Origin of the sequence: Sphingobacterium sp. GVS05A, from assembly GCF_019969845.1 — a bacterium.
Lineage (GTDB): Bacteria > Bacteroidota > Bacteroidia > Sphingobacteriales > Sphingobacteriaceae > Sphingobacterium.
Map to the genome: position 1 here is coordinate 1 of NZ_JAHXYR010000012.1, position 20,222 is coordinate 20,222.

Consider the following 20,222-nt stretch of genomic DNA (forward strand, 5'->3'; position numbering starts at 1 on the left):
AGCAGTCAAGCCCGCCAGAGCCGATGGTATTGCCGTAACAGGTGGGAGAGTAGGTCGGTGCCTTTTTTTACACAGAAGCCCTTGCTGGAAACAGTCAAGGGCTTCTTGCTTTTACATACTTCCCAAAGGATTCCAGAGAGCAATGGTGCCGGCCCTTAAGTTTCTATAATCTACTTTTCAATGGACCACACATCGATGCTACAGTAGATCCAATAAAATCGGTATTGGTCTACAAGTTTTACTGTTTTCCTCTTATACGATTAGCAATTCTACGAGATATTAGCTAATTTAGTCATTACAGCAATGTATATATGATGAAAGCTAAACAGATATCCTTACTCAGTATTTTACTTGTATTTTTCTTTATCAGCAATAGTTTGAATGCACAGGGCCAAACATTGGATGATGGCGTTTTGCGCATATTGGCGATTGGGAATAGCTTTTCGGAAGATGCAATCGAGCAGAATCTGTATGAATTAGCCAAAGCAGGGAAGAAAAAGATCGTCATCGGTAACCTTTACATTGGTGGGGCACCATTAAGCCTACATGTAAGCAATGCGAAAGAAGATAAACCAGCTTATCGCTACCGGAAGATCAATCTCGACGGTCGGATGTCAGAGCGGGCAAATGAAAGGCTTTCTACGGCTTTGGTAGATGAAGCTTGGGATTATATTAGTTTCCAGCAAGCAAGCCCTTTGTCGGGAGATTATGATTCCTATGCAAAGGATCTACCACTTATATATGAGTATGTCACAAAACATGTAAAGTATCCAGAAACGAAATATATATTACATCAAACCTGGGCCTATCAGAATGGTTCATCGCATGAAGGCTTTGTCCGGTATAATCGTAATCAGAGTGCAATGTATACGGCTATCGTAAATACCTCTCAGAAAGTCTTTAATTGGGGGAATTTTAATGTATTGGTACCTTCGGGAACAGCTATACAAAATGCACGATCAAGCTATTTAGGCGATAAATTCACACGGGATGGCTATCATCTTAATTTGGATTATGGACGTTTTATAGCCGCATGTACCTGGTACGAGGCACTGTTTAAAGAAAATGTTGTCAATAATACGTTTTTGCCACTTAAAGTAACTTATATTGAAGGGCAGATAGCACGGGCGGCTGCACATCAAGCGGTGGAATCTCCTTATAGGGCTACTGTATTGAAGGATTTTCAATTAATGAAATAATATATTTATATGAGTATCAAAAAAAGCTATTTGATCGAATTGGATCATGAAACAAAAAATACCAAACGTATTTTGGATCGGATACCAGATGAAAAATTGGATTGGCGTCCGCATGAAAAATCGATGACTCTAGGAGAGCTTGCAGCCCATGTTGTGGAGTTACATAGTTGGGTGTTTAAAGCGATACCAAAAGATACATTTGATTTTAAGGTAGATTATCATCCACTCAAAGTATCTTCAGTAGAAGAGCTTAAATTGACGCTTTCTGAAGGATTGGAAAAGAATAAAGCTGCCATAGAAGATATAGCTGAGGAAGACTGGTTTAAAGACTGGGTATTGAAAGCTGGAGACTATGAAATAGCACGTTTACCACGCGCTGGCGCTATACGTTTTATTGTTAATAACCATATCGTTCACCATCGTGGACAGTTGACTGTATATTTACGGTTACTCGGTATTCCAGTACCGGGTTTATATGGGCCTTCGGCGGATGAACCGATGCCCAGTATGTAGTATCATTTGGATATGGTATAGAAAAATAGATATAAAAATAAAGGGGATCAATTTGATCCCCTTTATTTTTATATGTTGAATTGTCTAATTATTTAGCCAATTCTTCAGCGATTGCTTTTCCGATTTCAGCTGGAGATTCAACTACACGAATACCACACTCACGCATGATTTTCATTTTTGCAGCAGCAGTATCATCAGCACCACCAACAATTGCACCAGCGTGGCCCATACGACGTCCTGGAGGCGCTGTTTGACCAGCGATAAATCCAACAACAGGTTTAGTGCCGTGTTCTTTGATCCAACGTGCAGCTTCAGCTTCCATTCCACCACCGATCTCACCAATCATGATGATCGCTTCAGTTTCTGGGTCGTTCATTAATAATTCAACAGCTTCTTTAGTTGTTGTACCGATGATAGGGTCACCACCGATTCCGATAGCTGTCGTGATTCCTAATCCAGCTTTTACAGTTTGATCTACCGCTTCGTAAGTTAAAGTTCCTGATTTAGAAACTACACCTACGTTACCTTTTTTGAAGATAAATCCTGGCATAATACCGATCTTAGCTTCACCTGCAGTGATGATACCAGGGCAGTTAGGACCGATCAAACGAGATTTCTTGTCGCTTAAGTAAGATTTTACTTGGATCATGTCTTTTGTAGGGATACCCTCAGTAATACAGACAATCACTTCGATACCCGCAGCGGCAGCTTCCATGATTGCATCTGCAGCAAATGCTGGAGGTACAAAGATAATAGAAACATTAGCTCCTGTAGCGTCTACTGCATCTTGAACAGTGTTGAATACAGGACGGTCTAAGTGTTGTTGACCACCTTTACCAGGAGTCACACCACCAACTACATTTGTTCCGTACTCAATCATTTGAGTCGCATGGTAAGTACCTTCGTTTCCAGTGAAACCTTGAACGATTACTTTTGAATCTTTATTAACTAATACACTCATTTCTTCTTTAAATTTTGCACACAAATCTACTATTTTGCTTTCTAAAATGGAAGCAATGTAGATAGGAATATGACCTTTATTGATAAATTTTTAGTTCAGATTGCGTTTTTGGATAAAATCCCAAAGGATAATGCCAATTGCGACAGATACGTTAAGTGAGTGCTTGGTACCATATTGGGGGATTTCGATACAAGTATCGATTTTTTCCATGACTTCTTCATCAACTCCATTGACCTCATTTCCAAAAATTAATGCATACTTTTTATCCGACTTTGGCTCAAATTGATGTAACATGACACTATCATCTGCTTGTTCAACGGCGATGATGGTATAACCTTCTGCTTTTAGCTGATCTACGACGTCAGTTGTATTTTTATGGTATTCCCAAGACACGGATTGTGTAGCACCTAAAGCAGTTTTTTCGATTTCTCGGTGTGGAGGAGTGCCAGTAATGCCACATAAATATATTTTTTCAATAGCAAATCCGTCTGCGGTGCGGAAGGCCGAGCCGACATTGTGCATACTACGAACATTGTCCAAAACGATTGCGATAGGCGTTTTTTCTTGTTTTTTAAACGATTCAACATCTGTACGTTGAAGTTCATCCATCGATAATTTTTGCATGTCGCAAATATACTAAACCTAAAAAACAAAATAGATTTTGAATATTGAAAATAAGGTGTTATTTTTGCAGTCCGAATTACAAGAAAAAATTGAATAAAAATTAGCTAAAAAAAATGGCAAATCATAAATCAGCGATCAAAAGAATTAGAGCAAACGCTACTAAACGTTTAAGAAACCGTTACCAAGCAAAAACAACGCGTAACGCAATCAAAAAATTACGTCATACAACTTCTGCAGAAGAAGCAAAAACATTGTTACCACGCGTAATTTCTATGCTTGATCGTTTGGCAAAGAAAAATGTGATCCACAAGAAAAAAGCTTCTAACAACAAATCTAAGTTAACTAAATTCGTTAACGGTTTAGCGTAAGCTTTCTGTATAGATATTGAGGGGTACAGCTCGCTGTATCCCTTTTCTTTATGTTATATACTTTGGATTTCTCTTTCCAAGCGAATAGTAATAAAAAAAGCATCAATACTGATGCTTTTTTTATTTTATGTTATTAGCGATAAACTATTGCTTTAAATTGGGCAATAACTCCGCAATGACTTTTTTCAACTTATTGGGATCTTTCATATAAGGTTCCAAATCATATAGCTCTACTTTTTTGAAGTCGATTGGATGACTCTCACTCTGCAACGAAATGCTTCCTTTCTTTAATAGTTGTCCATCTTTTTTTACTGCAGGATCAAAGGCTGTTACATTGCCACCACCGATTTGAGGTTTGGTGTATTGCATCACCACTTTGTCTTCAAGGATATGTTGTACAAGTGAATCTCCCAATACCAGAAAATCCGCTGTTACCCATCGGTCTCCAGCATAGGTTTTGGATGTGGAGCTGATGCAGTGTGGGGTAAATAGTTTGTTATCGATGACAACATTTGTTCCCGGTGTACAGAGATTACTCGTTGTACGTTCGTCCTTACCATTGCCGCCTAAAAGTTGTCCTTCGATTGATATCGGAAAATCTTGATCTACACCCATTGTTTTCGGATCTTGTCCGTGTAGCATAGCACCACTATTGCGCCAAGCCCAACCTTCGCCGCCCGGTGCTTGTTCGCCTACAAAACGATAGGTTACACGTAATAAATAAGCTGAGAATTCTTTATTAAAGAATAAATGGCCGTATTGAAAATTGAAGTTATCATAGCCATCATATCGGACTTTCAATAAACCATCTTCAACACGGAATGTGTTTTTATAGTTATCTCCAACCTTGTGGTTTCGGATTTTAGGGGTCCAGTTTTTTAAATCTTTCCCATTGAATAATTGAATGGGTTTGGGTTTTTTGTCTTGAGAATTGCCAAATACGGAAGTACTGAGTAATAAAATTCCAGCACCATAGATAATATGTTTGAATTTCATCCTGAATTAGGTTTATTGACCTAAATTAGGGAAACATTTTTAAATAAGCAATTCTTTTTGTTTGACATACTCACTGGGACGAATACCTACGACTTTATTGAATGTATTACTAAATGTGGGTAAGCTGTTATATCCAACTTTCAAAGCTACTTCATTGACACTTAGTTTTTCATCCAATAACAACTTGAGCGCAGTCAACATTCTCAGGATGGTATAGTATTGGATAAATGACATATTCAATTCCTTCTGAAAGAGTCTCGCCAATGTACGTTCGCTGATATTAAAGAGGCTTGCAAGTTTTTTGAAGCTTACATTTTCTTCGATATTCTCTTCCAGATAAGTAACGATATCTTTTAATTTGGGATGGCTTGGATAAGGCAGTGCCAAGGGAAGTTCGTGTAGCGATAATTCAGGGAGAATAAGTTTAAATGCCGTAGCTAAGCTATATTTAGGTTCTTCAACAGGGAATATATTGCCATTCCAACGATTGGTAAACATGATCAATTCAATCAGTAGATCGTTTACTGGGTAGATGCCCATTTTGCCGTAAAATGAGGTATCGTTATTCGTTTTTGGAAAATAGAGATTACGCATCACTACCTCAGGAGTACTTGGATGAATACTATGTTTGACACCAGCGGGAATCCATAGATAATGTCGGGCCGGCAGAAAATATGATTTTTCATCTGTTTTTATAAAGACGACTCCCCCCTCTGTATATAAAAATTGATCCTTTTCATGACAATGCTCAGTGATATGATTTTCAGCTATGATGGCGTGATGGCAATAGATGCTATCTTGAAATGAATCAACCTCCGTCATATAGTAGCGGTTGACATATTTTGAATCGCTCGTTGTATCTTTTATGTTCATTTTTTCCTATAAAACTACGCTGCAAAGGTAAGACTTTTTTACTAGACCTGACCTTGTTGCTATTAAAGTGAGTGTATGCTTACAATAAAATTGCAATTAAATCAATGGCGAGTTAGTATTTACTTACTTGGTTTTTGATTTATTATTTTTAAGGAACTGAAAACTAGGTTGATATGAATTCTATTTCTGTTTTTATAAAAATAACTGGAAATATATTTTTATTTATTTCACTGAACAGTAGTGTGTTATGGTTGTTTCGTCTCCATTGAATAATTTTGTGTCGAATGGTAATAAATTCACTGTCTAAAAAAACGTTAAAATTGTTTGTTTAAGAAATGTTCACTGACGTTTAATATCTTTTAAAATAGCGGATATAAATAGGTTTCAATTTCTTAAGTTTACATGAATAGCATACAATATAAAATTATAAGGATATGGCTTACGAAAGAATAAAAATTCAGAGCTTACACGATAAAGTTATTACAGCTGCCGAAGCTGCTAAATTATTTCAGGATGGCATGGTTGTCGGATCAAGTGGTTTCACCAAGGCAGGCGATAGTAAAGTGGTATTACCGGCTTTAGCGGAGAGAGCCAAAGAAGATCCTTTGAAAATAACGTTGATTACAGGAGCTTCCTTAGGTCATGGTACAGACGGAAAACTGGCAGAAGCCGGAGCGCTATCCAAACGCATGCCTTTTCAAGTGGATCGTACCCTTCGCAATAAGATCAATGCTGGAGATGTTCTTTTTATAGATCAGCATTTAAGTGAGACTGCAGAGCTGTTACACAATAAAAATTTGCCACAGGTCGATATTGCCGTTTTGGAGGTTGCCGCGATCGAATCCGATGGTAGTATCGTTCCAACGACTTCGGTTGGTAACTCAGCTACTTTTGCCGCATTGGCTAAACAGGTTATTTTGGAAGTCAATACCGCTATACCAACCACGATTAAAGGGATACATGATATTTATCAGGCAGAAGATTATCCACGTCGAAATGTAATTCCTATTGTAGCGCCCGAAAATAAAATCGGTAGAAAAACAATTCCATTGGATCCCAGCAAGATCGTGGGTATCGTATTTACCAATGAGCTTGACAGTCCAGCAGATATTGCTGAGCCAGACGCTAAAACAACAGCAATAGCGAAACATATATTGGCGTTTTTTGAAAATGAAGTTGAATTGGGACATTTATCCGAAAGTTTGATGCCATTGCAGGCTGGGATCGGAAAAGTAGCCAATGCAGTACTTACAGGCTTTATACATAGTAAATTCCATAATTTAACGATGTTTTCTGAGGTATTGCAAGATAGTACCTTTGATTTAATCGATGCCGGTAAGCTGGATTTTGCGTCAGCTTCTTCCATTACCGTATCAGAGGAATGTTATTCACGCGTATTTGATCATTTGGACAAATACCGCGACAAGATTGTACTACGTCCTCAAAATATTTCCAATACACCGGGCTTAATCAAGCGTTTGGGCATTATTGCGATCAATACAGCAATTGAATTTGATATCTATGGAAATGTAAATTCCACGCATACTTCGGGTACCAATATTATGAATGGCATTGGTGGATCAGGAGATTTCGCGCGAAATGCTTACTTAAGTATCTTCGTCACGCAAGCGGCCTCTAAGGGCGATGTTATTTCCCATATCGTTCCAATGGTGTCCCATGTGGATCATACAGAGCATGATGTTGATATTTTGGTGACAGATTATGGTTTGGCCGATTTACGTGGTTTGGCGCCGAGAGAGCGTGCAAAAGTTATTATTGAAAATTGTGTACACCCTGACTTCAAAGCGCAACTATTGGATTATTACAATCGAGCCTGTGAAAGGGGAGGGCATACGCCACATTTATTGGAGGAAGCATTCAGTTGGCATATCAACTTAAGAGAAAAAGGAACCATGAAGAAAGACTAGCCGCACATATTGCTGCATGTTATAAAAGAATAGGGCTACTGAGGATTCAGTTAGCCCTATTCTTTTATAATTTGGTACATATCCTCCCAGATGCATTTCAAATATTCTACTCCTTGGGATTCTGTTTTAGTTTTCCAACAGTATTACTAATAAAATCATTATTCTGCTCACTGTCTCGTTTTAAATCTTCAATTTTCAATAGCGGTGTAGTTGTGAGGAAGACCAGGCCATCCCATCTTTTGCATGCTTTTTCAAATATAACCGTAGCAGATCTTTACGGTATTTGCATTTTTTTGTCTATTTATGGACTTTTTAGGCGCTATCTATAATGACTTTGCTACTTTGTTCCGATTGAGACCGATGGTAATTTTCGTCCGGAACCATTGCTTGGTCTCTCGTAAGTCAATCTGTTTTCGGTAGCGTTCTATGATTGCCGGATGGAATTTAGCGATGGTTTTGGCACCCCAGCCTATTCCCTTTTTAATATGGGAATCCGTTGCATCAGATAGCGAAAGTAAAAGCCTGAACATAGTTTCTGCAAATTTTGGTGAGAGGTCTTTCTTTACCGCATAATGTGTCGCAACACCGATCGTACGCACAATCCATTTGTCGGAATATTGGGCCAAGTGTTTCAATAAAGGGATTGTTTTTTCTGGATAGGTAAGGAGGGCATGACCAAGTACACGCTCACCTACGATATCGCAGACATACCATTGGTCTCCGCCTACAATATAAGCGCATGCTCTTTGGATCGACTCTTCAAGATATAAAGGTAGGCGCAGTTGTAGCATCATACCCGCTAATACATAACTTCCCATTTCTTTGGTTGCGACCAGTATATCCATAACGTACAGTTGTTCATCCTCGGGTATCCATAATGCCATTTCCTTTGCTGCGAATTCCAAAAGAGGAAAGCTAACCTTCTTTTTCAATAAACCTTCATATATGACTACAAGGAGAGCATCCTGCCCTTGCTGTTCCCAACTTTGCTTGGCCTGCTCTAGGATTTCTCTTACACGAACCTTACTGGTCATTTTTTCCATTTGCACGATCTGATTTATTATTTTTGATCTTTATAGATATTCCAAAAATTATAATCCGTCATCGGAGCATCTGTTATACCGATATTCCGGCCCATGGTGACGATCTGCCCACGGTGGTAGGTCCCATGGATAATCAAATGCTGAATATATTCATATTTTGAAAAATCACACTGGAACCAAGGCGATTCGACCTTTACATTTTTTTCTAGATCCTGTTCCGATAGACCTTCTACATAGTCCTGGAGTTTCTGCGAACTGTCTTTGATGGCCTTGAAAATATCCTCTTTATTACTGAATGTTTTTTCGAAATCAAAGTCATTACGTTCTGAAATATGACTCCACCAATACTCCTGCGTCTGCCATATATGGTTCAATGTTTTTAAGATCGTCGGAAAGCTCGATGGGACTTCTTGATTGAGTTGCTCATCTGACTTGGTACCTAACCAATCCAGATACTTGTTGACTACCCAGTTGTTGTACTGTACGCTTTTGGTGATTAATGTTTTTAAGCTCATAATTATTGGTTTATAGTTTTGTAAATCTTTTAAAACTTTTTACGTAAATATAAATCTTTCCAAACAGATTTGCGATATTTAGATAAAGTATGGAATACTTCATACTGATTATTATTCGTGAATTGATCAGGTGTTTTCTTTGGTTAAAAAGGGAAACCCGCTAGCCTTATATTTGCTTTGACAATTCGTGTAACCAATTATAAATTACGAAATAATGAAAAAATTAACAGGTCTTGCACTCGCTCTTATTGCTTTGCTGTTTAATAGTAAGGTACAAGCTCAAATCAATTATTTAAACCAATCCAAAGCAGACTTTGATAAACATATGCAATGGTTTAGAGAAGCCAAATATGGAATGTTTATCCATTTTGGACTTTATAGCCAGCTTGGTGGAGACTATAAGGGAAAGTCAATTGAAGGCTACGCCGAATGGATTCAGGCAGGGGCAGATATTCCCAAGGAAGAATATGCCCAGTTGATCCATAGCTGGAACCCGTCGCATTTTAATGCGGATCAAATCGTCCAGTTAGCCAAAGATGCAGGCATGCAATATCTGGTAGTTACGACCAAACACCATGAAGGGTTTTGCCTATGGGATTCAAAATATACAGATTATGATATTGCTTCAACACCAATGAAGGGGCGGGATCTCATACAGGAATTGGCTACTGCCTGTAAGAAAAAAGGAATCCGATTTGGTACTTATTATAGTATTATAGACTGGCACCACGATTCACAATATCGTAATAGCGATGGAAAAAACGGTTGGGACAAATGGGGACAGGTCGCGATGAAACCAGATCAGAGGGCTGTTTATATACAGTATATGAAAAATCAGTTGAAAGAATTGATTGTCAAGTACGATACCGATATGCTCTGGTTTGATGGTGATTGGGTTAATTGGTGGGATATGGCCGCTGGACAGGAACTCTACCAATATTTACGTGAGTTAAAGCCATCTCTCATTATCAATAATCGTGTAGCCAAACGTGAGCAATTCAAACGTGATTTTGGTACACCAGAGCAAGAGCACATCAGTGCGAAAGTAGATTATGATTGGGAGGCTTGTTATACCTTGAATAACTCATGGGGATTCAAACGATCGGACAGTGCCTGGAAGAGCCCGGAGGAAGTAAACAAAAAGTTGGTGGAGATTAATACACAGGGCGGAAATTTATTGTTGAATATAGGTCCAGACGGAAATGGTGAGGTTCCTGCGATAAGTAAAGAAATATTGCTGAAAGCGGCGGCAGAGCGAAAAGGTCAAGCAAAATAAACGATTAACAAATTGTATTAGAAAGAACCAGACTCATCGCGAATCTGATTCTTTTTTATTGCGCCCTTCCAATCTTAATTATCGAAAATAATGTCATTTTCCTTATTTGAATACATCACAATAAGTTAGTTGACTACTCCATTATTTGTCAATAACATTAATCTCATAAATGGACGGTAAGCCGCTTGCTTTTGTGATATTCAATCGTAGCTTTTCTGTTTGATATGCTCTCGGTAACCGGATGACCTTACAATCGCCCATAGATTCAGCACCCAAATAAATTGTCTCCCAGTTGCCGCTATTAAAGACCTGTATTTTATACTCCTGAATTCTATTGATTCTGATATTGGAAAACCCATCCCCTAGATTTTTGGTGTCCTGATATTCAAAGATGCTGATTTTGTTAAATTTTTTCTTAGGATCCAATTGAATGTCAACTGTTGCTATTGTATCGCTGGCCATCCAGCGGCTATCTAGGCTTCCATCAGTAATATTTGAAACGGCGTAGTTCACTTGTGTATCCTGTGCGGTTGAGCTTGCGGTAACAGGTGCTTTTGCCGAAACAAACAGACCGTTTTTAGGCAAGGGGTGTCCTTTTTTTATTCCCAGTCGTTTTCCTAATTCAATAACAGCATTCGCTTCATATTCGCGGATACGACCCGTTTGATCAGGAGGGACATTGACGACTAGGCAGTTGTCATTGTCGGTACTCCAGTAGAACAGTTCTTCCAGTTCGTCAAGAGATCTGATTGGTAACTCTGTCGATTTCTGAAACCAGTTCCAACGGCTGCTCAGGCAGATGGTGTGCTCATAGGGAAGGTAATAGGACTGACCTTTATGTAGATATTGTTTTTTATCATAGCGGGTGATCAGCTTAGGATCCCAAAGACGGAAATCAGATGGAAAATAATGAAAATAGTATTTATTATCCTCGGTCATAGTTGATGGTAAGGCAGCATTTCGCTCACCTTCTTTTTTAACGATCGTATGGTTAACACTGATGGCGCAGTTGGGACTATAGGATTTGACTAGCTTAAAAAGTTGGTCCAGCCCCCAATTATCAGGTTGACGATCCCAGCCCCCATCCAACCATAGTTCACTAATTTTACCATATTTGGTAAAGAGTTCTGTCAACTGGTTTTTCATATAATCAATATACTTTTGGGGATCCTTGTCTTTGTAAGATGGTTCTTTACGATCCCATAGGGAATAATAAATCGCGAAATCCAGGCCATATTTTTTACAGGCATCGGATACAGCTTTGACCACATCTGTTTTCACAGGTGAGGCAGCAACATCATAGTCTGTATACTGACTATCCCAGAGACAGAAACCGTCATGATGTTTTGTAATCAATAGGACATAACGGAATCCAGCATCCCGAGCCGTTCGCACCCATTGATCCGGATCGAGCTGTGTTGGGTTATATTTTTCTACCGGAATGCTTCCATCAGACCACTCCATATCGGTAAACGTGTTGACGCCAAAATGCATAAACATGCCATAGCCACGCTTGATCATTTCTTTTTGGGCTTGATTCGGTTTGCTCCCGGGTTGTTGTACCTGTGCGTGACTTAGGGTGGCTAGACCAAAACATAGCGCAATGAAAAATATTGTTTTGTTCATAATTTATTTAGTGTACATTTAATTTCTTCAAACTTAGGTCTATTCTTTTTCAGATCATCGTATTCAGTCGAGCTTGTCCCTGAAAAAGTGAAAATTGAATAACAATTTTCTTTTCTCATTTTTTTAAGTGGCATTTTGAGTCTTCAACCGTCAATAAGAGAGTAAGATACTAAAAATATGGAATCATTATCCAAGCTTCAGATTTATGCAAATTATAGAAATGGTGTTAGGGAGAATAGGTAAAATGAAAAAATATAACCAGACCTAACTGCTTGATCAGTATATTTATAGTAGATAATAATATAATGCAACCAAGATAAACTTAATTTCAAACAAACATGAAAACAAAAATCATTTTACTTCTTGTCATGATCACCATGCTGTTCGGATTCCAAAATGGTGTGAAGGCAGATCCACCTTTTCAGAAAAAAGGGATGATCAAATTGACTGTCTTTTATCCTAATGAGGCTGGAAAAACATTTGACTGGAATTATTATCTCGATAAACATATGGCCTTGGTGAAACAAGTCTTTGGAAAAAAATTAAAAGGTGTCGCGATTGACAAAGGGCTTTCTGGGAAAGGATCACAGGGTGAACCAGCATATTTGGCTATTTGTCATTTGTATTTTGACTCGGTAGCGGATTATGAAGGTCCGATGAAAGAGAATGGAGCAAAGTTTGCAGAGGATTTTCCAAAATATACCAATGTCAAACCCGAAGTCCAGATTAATGAAGTAGTTGAATAACTACTAATCGTCCTATCTAATATGTACCGTTATTTTAAAATGAAATAATAGCTATTTATTTAAAAATATAACTTGAAGAAAGTCGTTTGTGAGAAGCAAACGACTTTTATTTTTATCTTTATTTTCTGCAGGATTTTATGTAGCTCTCTTAAAATAATAAGCTAATTTATCTACAGATGGAAATAGAAAAATTTTTTCAAGGCAAATCGATAAAATTAAAAGGAAGGGTCGCTATTCTTGGAGCTAGATTACTCAATGGCGACCTTTCTCTCCAATTGTTATTAGAATATGCAGATAAACAAAAGGCTGTTGATAAAGCGACCTGTCTAGAAGCTATTGAATATGCGACTAAAAAGAACCCGGCTATCAGTGATAGCACACTGTTGGAATACCTGACAAATGTGTTAAAGGGCAGTGAGCCGAGAATAAAATGGGAAAGCGCCAAAATAGTTGGGAATATTGCAAAGCTTTTCCCAGATCAATTGAAACAAACAATTCTTAATTTATTGGACAATACCCGTCATAGTGGGACCGTTGTCCGTTGGGCTACAGCCTATGCCTTGGCCGAAATTATCAAGCTAAAAACCGATCAAAATGATTTTCTAATCCCCGAAGTGGAGCTTCTTTGTGAGCTGGAGGAAGATAATGGGGTAAAGAAAAAATACCTAGATGCCTTAAAAAAGATTAAAAAGTAGCATTTTTAACAGGGTAATATCTTATTTCAATTGCCTTACTATGATAAATTGCTTTGTCGATTAGCTCAAATGGATTACAATGTTGAAGAATTTAAGGTTAGAAACAAGCGGATGTTGGAATTTTGCATTCAGCAAAAATAGGTCATCCTTATTGTTTTTGCTTACAAATTTATTCGAGATGAAACCGTATGTGAAGAAATTGTTGCCGCTAGCTTTTTTAAACTTTGGCAGCATCGTGCCCGAACCACTGACCTGAGCCATATTCGATATTTCCTATTTAAACAACGACGAATGCCCGTCTGAATACCAGCGAATCCATTTGGGAGATGTTATATGAACCAGGTCGTGGTTCCAATTTTTTGAACGGCTCATTCAATACCTCGCCTGGCTATAATCCGACCCTTGTCACATCAGGCAATCTTATGGTGAGTTTTTCGAAAAGCGATCGTCGTTTTTCCTGGGGATCATTAGCAACTACGTCAAGCTTGATAAAAAGGTGCTGGACCGCCCGTTTTTCAGAAATTTGTGGATATCGTCTCTATCAATCGAGGATATTTGACCTCACGGAAAAGTATTCCTTTTAGTCTTCCGATTATACGTTTGTCCGAAATGTATTTGATCGCTGCCGAATCTGAAAATGCATCAATGGTCCTGCAAATGACTATAGCAATACCATTTGTAAAAGAGCACATATGGATAAAAATGATCCCAGATAGGTGCGTGATTTGAGTGGATTATCCATGGATCAATTCCAGGAGGCTGCTTGGAGGGAGTTTGATTAGGAATTGCATGAGGAGGTAAAATCCTGGACGATTATGAAGTGGGCCAATACTTTTGACCGTATTCAGAAACAGCGTGGTTCCTCGCTTAACGTTCCGGTAGTACCTTACAACCTGACCTGGTTGATTCCGACCACCGAAGCGACAAACAATAATGTACCACAAAATCCCTTATATAAGTTAACAGGATTTGATTAGGGGTAGAGAAAGTGCAAATAGCAGGAATATGAAACAACAGGCTGTTCCAAAAGAAAAGCGAATCCCCTGAAAGTTGAATAGTTAAAAAGAGACAAAGGGAGATTAGAGCAAATTAAATAAAAAGGGCGGCGGTATAGTCGCCCTGCAAAATAAAATAATTAAAATAAATGAATGTGTTACTATAAATTCGTTTATTTTCGTCTTTATCATAAGTAGTTACTTTTATTTTTCATAAGAAACTAAGATTGACCAAACGAAATATTAAAATTATGAAGATAAAACCAAGTTTAGTTCCCAAATTATTGTTTGTTGGTCTGAGCTGTGCACCTATTTTTACCACAAAAGCGCAACAGTCTGGTACGATCAAGCGAGTTTATGTTAGTACAAAGGGCAATGACCAAAATCCGGGAACGGTAGCGCGGCCGTTTGCTACAGCCGAAGCGGCTTTAAAAGCAGTTGAAAAATCCAAACAGGGAAAAGCGACAACAGGCATTGAAATTATCTTTACTAGTGGCACTTATTATCTTGACAAACCGATTCAATTATCAGCGGCACTTTCAGGTACAAAGAAACTACCATTGCGGATCAAAGCCGCAGACGGAAAGCAAGTTATCCTCAGTGGAGCTAAACTGCTTGATCTGAAATGGGAGCAAGGAGGTAAGGGGATCTGGAAAGCGAAAGTTCCAACGGGAATGAGTTTCCAAAGTTTATATGCCAATGATGCACACTTGATCCGTGCACGGTATCCAAATTATGACGCATCCGTATTACCCTTTCAGGGTTATGCCGCTGATGCACTGAGTCCAGAACGGATTGCCACCTGGAAAAATCCGACAGGAGGTATTGTACATGTTTTACATTCAGGTCGCTGGGGTGGATTCCATTACCGTATTACCGGAAAAGATGGAGCATCAAAGGTAACATTGGAAGGCGGAGAGCAAAATAACCGACCAAGCCCAATGCATGAAACCTACCGCTATGTCGAAAATATTTTTGAAGAACTTGACGCCGCGCAAGAATGGTATTTAGATGAGCAGACAGCGACCCTATATTACATGCCATCCAAAGGTAAAGATCCCAATCAATTGAAATTCGAGGCGCCACAGCTGGAAAATTTGATGACGATTGCTGGGTCCGCTAACAATCCAGTACATGATATTGAAGTCAGCGGGATCTGCTTTACACATACTGCACCTACGTTTATGAAAACAGCGGAACCTTTATTGCGCAGCGACTGGACCATCTATCGTCAAGGGGCAGTGAAGATTGAAGGTGCTGAAAACTGTATCCTTCGTGCCAATGATTTTATAGAATTGGGAGGAAATGCGGTCTTCGTTAACAATTACAACCGCGGTGTAAAGGTCAGTGGCAATCGTATCGAACAGCTCGGGGCCGGTGCCATCAACTTTGTGGGCGATCCTGAGGCAGTACGCTCCCCCGCTTTTCGCTACGAGAAATTTGTTCCACTCAGTCAGATGGATACCGTGAAGGGGTCTAAAAGTGATAATTACCCCATGGATTGTGAAGCCAGTGACAATTTGATTCACAGCATCGGCCTGATCGAAAAACAGGTTGCTGGTATACAGGTTTCTATGGCCGAGTCTTTACGGATTTTGCACAATACAATTTACAATGTACCCCGTGCTGGTATCAATGTGGGCGATGGTACCTGGGGCGGTCATGAAATTGCTTACAATGATGTTTTTAACACTGTACTAGAAACCAGCGATCACGGCGCCTTTAATTCCTGGGGACGTGACCGTTTTTGGCATCCCGATCGAAGCAAAATGGATCAGCTGACAGCTGCAAATCCAAACCTGATTTTGTTAGATGCGGTCAAAACAACCAAAATTCACGACAACCGTTTTCGCTGTGATCACGGCTGGGATATTGATTTGGATGATGGATCTTCCAACTATGAAATCTACAACAATCTCTGTTTAAGCGGTGGATTAAAATTGCGGGAGGGCTTTTTCCGCAAAGTATACAATAATGTGATGCTCAACAATGGTTTTCATCCACATGTCTGGTTCCAAAATAGCCACGATGTCTTTCGAAATAATATTGTGATGCATGCTCATCAAGATATTCAGGTGAAGTACTGGGGAGATGAGGTGGACTACAATATTTATGCACGGAAAGAAGATCTTCAAAAAGATCAGGCCAAAGGCATAGAAAAACATGGTCGTGTTGTTGCAATGAATTTTGTTGCACCTGCTCTAGGCGATTTTCGATTGAAGAACTGGAAAGACCAAGGTTTTAAAAATTTTGATATGCTGCATTTTGGTGTAACAAGCAAAAGACTGAAAAGTCTTGCTACCAGTCCAGAGATACCACAGCTGATCCAAAAAGATACAAAAGAACAGGGGGTGAAATGGGCTTGGAAAGATGGAAACTTTAAATCTGTTGAAACATTGGGCGAACAGTCAGCCGCTGGACTTCCATCTATTGCAGGTGTATTGGTTCTTCGGTTGGATGAAAATGGCACAATCTATAAGAGCGGATTGCGGATAGGTGATGTTATCCTCAACTACCAAGGTGAGAAAATCGATAAGTTAACAGATTTGCAGCAAGCTATTAAAAAACATGTGCATGCCGACCAGCCTAAGATCCTTATTTTTAGAAATCAACAACAGCAGAAGTTAAATTTACAACTTTAGTAAGTCATATACTGTATGGTTAATAGCCTGGTACAATAAAAAAATGAGGTTGTCCAAAGTGAAGTGACAACCTCATTTTTATTTTATATACGCCACCCGAAATAGTATTGTTGAAGAAAATTATTGCTTGGCTCACAAAATATAGATAGGAAAGGATAACGTTAGTAGGTCAATTCTAAAATCAATAGCCTCGCCAAAGCCAGGGGATAAAAGATTTAGAATTTAAACTCGTCAATTGTCAGGTCGTTGAAAAGTAGCTTTGCACAATTTTCATGATTCTGGGTAGTGCCCTGTACATACCAGATGATAGTATATTTCCCGCAACGTCGGATCTGTTTACCACGTTTTGCTTTTAAATGATGTTGCCTGAAGATCTCTTCATATTTTGCTAAGGCCCCCTCATCAAAAGGAAGGGTAATCTCATAGGTATAGCGCATGCTGATCCGATCGATAATGTTCTGAATGTATTTAAATACAATCAACATTAAAAATACAGCAATGGAACCAATCGTTGCTTCTTTGTAATATCCTGCACCAATGGTCATACCTAGAGAAGCACAGATCCATATGGTAACTGCTGTGGTAAGACCCGATACACGGTTTTCTTCCTTAAAGATCACACCCGCACCTACAAAACCTATTCCGGTAATAATATTGGAGGCGATACGGTCGGGACTCCCCGGTCCACCCAGACTCAACGAGAGCATAGTAAACATACAGGATCCCAATGTAACCAATATCATGGTTCTTAATCCAGCAGATTTCAGCTGATACTCACGCTCGAGTCCAATAATACCACCTACAATAATGGAAAATAAGATAGGATGGATGTCATCAATAAAATTCATGTTCTCGCTTTTTGCCTACCGTAAAAGTAGTGTGTTTCAGCTTTATTTACAAAGCACTTTTGTCTGTTTGCTAAAATTATTTTCGCTTATGGATTGAAGTAAACTATTGCAGAGGTCAGTAGGCTCGATCATGCAATGAATGACAAATGGAGTGGACGGTTCAGGAGGAAAAATAAATAATTTTGAAAATAGTTTAGGACAATTTGCAGTTTCAAACGTTATGTGTTAAGCGTTAATGAATAATCCTTACGATAAAATTTTAAACCAAAATTATGAGAAAATCTATTATCCTGATTTCAATTGGCCTGCTAGGCTTGTTAAGTTGCAAGAAAACCGACAGGCTCGTTGCAAATGATGTACTTAAAGCAAAGGCTCTTGTCAGTGGCATGACATTGGGAGCGACCTACTATGTAGACCCTTCCGGTAGCGATGACAGTGTTGGTACAAGTGCCGGAGCGGCATGGAAGACCCTAGCCAAAATTAATGCATCGGTATTCAGTCCCGGAGATCGGATACTTTTCAAGAGTGGTGCCGTATGGAATGATACCCTTCATATAAAAAGCTCTGGAGCCAGTGGAGCAGCTATTGTGCTCGACAAATATGATGGGGAGACACGGCCCATTATTAATGGTGGCGGGAAAAGAAATGGTTCCAATGCTCTATATTTAAATAGGGTTTCTTATGTCGAAGTGAATAATCTGGAATTGACCAATACGGTGCCAAGCGGAACCAGTTATGCTGCAACCGGAATCCGGGTCAATGGTGGTAACGACATTGCTTTAAAGAACTGTTACATCCACCATGTAAATGCTGCGTTTGATAATCAGCCGAATTTTATAAAAGCTACCGGCGGTATTATTATTGATGGCACCGTAAGCAATGTATTGGTGCAAAGCTGTCATATTGCCAACTCCTCGGTCACGGGTATACGCACCACCGGTACAGCGACCAATGTACTGTTTGACGATAATCTGCTGGAATATATCTATGGCGATGGCATTATCATGGCCGGAGCGACGGGAGGCTGTAAGATTACCCATAATACTGTTTATAAAGCCTGTATGAATACAACCAATTATAACTATGCAGGTATCTGGACCGTAAAGAGCAAGAATACAGTAGTCGCTTATAATGAGGTCTATGGGCTGACTGGTGGAGGCGCCAATGATGGTATGGCCTTTGATGCTGATGGCTATGATGCCAATTCCCCAACAAATGGTGATGTTTTTGAATATAATTATTCCCATGACAACAACGGCGGCTTTATGCTGTTTATGTACAATTCGCAGAATATTACAGTACGTTATAATGTCAGTGTCAATGATATCGGAACTACCGGTAAGAAAAAGCTGTTTCTTTTTAATGGTAGTACAAACCGTAATCATCAGATTTATAATAATGTATTCTACATTAAGAATCCAGGGGGGACCATCTTCCATAGTGCTCCGTATGGAACCTATTCAAATAATATTTTTTATGTAGCACCATCGGCTACAGGTTTGGCTTTAGCCAGAAACGATGCCGGCACAGCTATTCCATTGACAAACCAGACAAGATTCAACAACAATAATTTTTATCCTGGCAATATATTTACGGCGTTTAATTGGGGTACTTCGGTGCAAAGCAATAACTTTTATACTGATCCCGCGTTCTCAAATCCAGTCGCCGGAACAGGCTTTGATATTGCCAAGGGATATGATGTAGATGCCAATTCACCGGTCCGCAATGCGGGGATACTTATCGCTGGTAATGGCGGAAAAGATTTTGTAGGCAATGTTTTACCTGCGGGTAATTCAGATGTAGGTGCGTTTCAACATGCGGTAATTTCACTAGCAGGCAGTAGTCTTGCCGACGCCTACGTGCGCAATGGTACTTATGCTGGTGTCAATTATGGTACATCGCCGGATCTAATCGTAAAATCTGATGCGATATCTTATGCGCGCAAATCATATGTAAAATTTGATATCGCTGCTGTTACGCAACCGAAGGTAAGTTCGGCGGTCTTAAAAATGTATGTCAGTGGGGTCAACACGACACCACAGCGTACAATCAATATCTATACTACTGGTACAAGCTCTTGGCTGGAAAATACCATCAATTGGAATAATGCGCCAATGGATACAGTATCGGCCGGGAAGATCGTTGTTTCAGGGGGAGGTCTTCAGAGCATTGACGTGACGAAAGCTATCAATAGGCAATTGATGGGTACAGATCGTAAAGTATCCTTTCTGTTTCTGAATGCCGGAGCTGTTTCGTCTACCAATGATATGGTCTTTAGTAGCAAAGAAGCTGCGACGAACAAACCGGTCCTGGAACTCCAATATTAGTACATTTTAAAGAAAATGAAAAAAATAGTTCCCCTCAGTAGGAGAGG

18 protein-coding genes are annotated in these 20,222 nt (G+C 39.3%); 10 read left to right on the top strand and 8 right to left on the bottom strand.

All coding sequences use genetic code 11. The features are described from left to right. The first annotated feature begins 311 nt into the window (after window positions 1–311). A complete protein-coding gene (locus LC454_RS24625; RefSeq protein ID WP_223585102.1) occupies window positions 312–1,199 on the top strand; it encodes a DUF4886 domain-containing protein in 888 nt (295 codons plus the stop codon). 9 nt (window positions 1,200–1,208) lie between these two features. Continuing rightward, window positions 1,209–1,712: a DinB family protein gene (locus LC454_RS24630; RefSeq protein WP_223585103.1), complete on the top strand. Its 504-nt coding sequence runs from the start codon at window positions 1,209–1,211 to the stop codon at window positions 1,710–1,712. Window positions 1,713–1,800: 88 nt separating this feature from the next. Here LC454_RS24630 and sucD read toward each other — a convergent pair whose 3' ends face one another. Next, the gene (gene sucD, locus LC454_RS24635) at window positions 1,801–2,673 is read right to left on the bottom strand and encodes a succinate--CoA ligase subunit alpha (protein ID WP_077438675.1); all 873 of its coding nucleotides are present in this window, start codon (window positions 2,671–2,673) and stop codon (window positions 1,801–1,803) included. 90 nt (window positions 2,674–2,763) lie between these two features. Continuing rightward, the gene (locus LC454_RS24640) at window positions 2,764–3,297 is read right to left on the bottom strand and encodes an RNA methyltransferase (RefSeq protein ID WP_223585104.1); all 534 of its coding nucleotides are present in this window, start codon (window positions 3,295–3,297) and stop codon (window positions 2,764–2,766) included. A 113-nt stretch (window positions 3,298–3,410) separates the two neighbouring features. Here LC454_RS24640 and rpsT point away from each other — a divergent pair, with 113 nt between their 5' ends. After that, window positions 3,411–3,665, top strand: a complete 255-nt coding sequence (gene rpsT, locus LC454_RS24645) for a 30S ribosomal protein S20 (RefSeq protein ID WP_046671646.1) — start codon at window positions 3,411–3,413, stop codon at window positions 3,663–3,665. Between the two features lie 144 nt (window positions 3,666–3,809). Here rpsT and LC454_RS24650 read toward each other — a convergent pair whose 3' ends face one another. Further along, entirely contained in the window at window positions 3,810–4,661 is an 852-nt protein-coding gene (locus tag LC454_RS24650) for a DUF1080 domain-containing protein (RefSeq protein ID WP_223585105.1), read from the bottom strand. Window positions 4,662–4,700: 39 nt separating this feature from the next. Then, the gene (locus LC454_RS24655; protein ID WP_223585106.1) at window positions 4,701–5,534 is read right to left on the bottom strand and encodes an AraC family transcriptional regulator; all 834 of its coding nucleotides are present in this window, start codon (window positions 5,532–5,534) and stop codon (window positions 4,701–4,703) included. A 434-nt stretch (window positions 5,535–5,968) separates the two neighbouring features. On the opposite strand from LC454_RS24655, the gene LC454_RS24660 reads away from it, so the two are divergent. Further along, window positions 5,969–7,462, top strand: coding sequence for a succinate CoA transferase (locus LC454_RS24660; protein WP_223585107.1), 1,494 nt, complete (start codon window positions 5,969–5,971; stop codon window positions 7,460–7,462). A 323-nt stretch (window positions 7,463–7,785) separates the two neighbouring features. Here the strand turns inward: LC454_RS24660 and LC454_RS24665 are convergent, their stop codons facing one another. Both LC454_RS24665 and LC454_RS24670 read right to left on the bottom strand, forming a co-directional pair. Continuing rightward, entirely contained in the window at window positions 7,786–8,505 is a 720-nt protein-coding gene (locus tag LC454_RS24665) for a DNA alkylation repair protein (RefSeq protein ID WP_223585108.1), read from the bottom strand. 17 nt (window positions 8,506–8,522) lie between these two features. Continuing rightward, window positions 8,523–9,020: a DinB family protein gene (locus tag LC454_RS24670; RefSeq protein ID WP_223585109.1), complete on the bottom strand. Its 498-nt coding sequence runs from the start codon at window positions 9,018–9,020 to the stop codon at window positions 8,523–8,525. A 214-nt stretch (window positions 9,021–9,234) separates the two neighbouring features. Between LC454_RS24670 and LC454_RS24675 the strand changes: the two genes are divergently transcribed. Beyond that, window positions 9,235–10,296: an alpha-L-fucosidase gene (locus LC454_RS24675; RefSeq protein WP_223585110.1), complete on the top strand. Its 1,062-nt coding sequence runs from the start codon at window positions 9,235–9,237 to the stop codon at window positions 10,294–10,296. A 141-nt stretch (window positions 10,297–10,437) separates the two neighbouring features. On the opposite strand, the gene LC454_RS24680 is transcribed toward LC454_RS24675, so the two are convergent. Beyond that, window positions 10,438–11,922: an alpha-L-fucosidase gene (locus LC454_RS24680; RefSeq protein WP_223585111.1), complete on the bottom strand. Its 1,485-nt coding sequence runs from the start codon at window positions 11,920–11,922 to the stop codon at window positions 10,438–10,440. Between the two features lie 338 nt (window positions 11,923–12,260). Here LC454_RS24680 and LC454_RS24685 point away from each other — a divergent pair, with 338 nt between their 5' ends. The 4 genes from LC454_RS24685 to LC454_RS24700 all read left to right on the top strand — a co-directional run bounded on the left by LC454_RS24685 (window position 12,261) and on the right by LC454_RS24700 (window position 17,000). Next, complete coding sequence (locus LC454_RS24685) at window positions 12,261–12,668, top strand: EthD family reductase (RefSeq protein ID WP_223585112.1); 408 nt, start codon at window positions 12,261–12,263, stop codon at window positions 12,666–12,668. A 176-nt stretch (window positions 12,669–12,844) separates the two neighbouring features. Continuing rightward, entirely contained in the window at window positions 12,845–13,363 is a 519-nt protein-coding gene (locus LC454_RS24690) for a hypothetical protein (protein WP_223585113.1), read from the top strand. Window positions 13,364–14,178: 815 nt separating this feature from the next. Then, window positions 14,179–14,340 (top strand): hypothetical protein, encoded by a 162-nt coding sequence (locus LC454_RS24695; protein WP_223585114.1) that lies wholly within the window; start codon window positions 14,179–14,181, stop codon window positions 14,338–14,340. Window positions 14,341–14,609: 269 nt separating this feature from the next. Then, window positions 14,610–17,000, top strand: coding sequence for a PDZ domain-containing protein (locus LC454_RS24700; protein WP_223585115.1), 2,391 nt, complete (start codon window positions 14,610–14,612; stop codon window positions 16,998–17,000). 215 nt (window positions 17,001–17,215) lie between these two features. On the opposite strand, the gene LC454_RS24705 is transcribed toward LC454_RS24700, so the two are convergent. Then, window positions 17,216–17,848, bottom strand: coding sequence for an MgtC/SapB family protein (locus LC454_RS24705; RefSeq protein WP_223585116.1), 633 nt, complete (start codon window positions 17,846–17,848; stop codon window positions 17,216–17,218). A gap of 272 nt (window positions 17,849–18,120) precedes the next feature. On the opposite strand from LC454_RS24705, the gene LC454_RS24710 reads away from it, so the two are divergent. Further along, on the top strand, window positions 18,121–20,175 hold the full coding sequence (locus LC454_RS24710; RefSeq protein ID WP_223585117.1) for a DNRLRE domain-containing protein: 2,055 nt from the start codon (window positions 18,121–18,123) through the stop codon (window positions 20,173–20,175). Window positions 20,176–20,222: the final 47 nt, after the last annotated feature.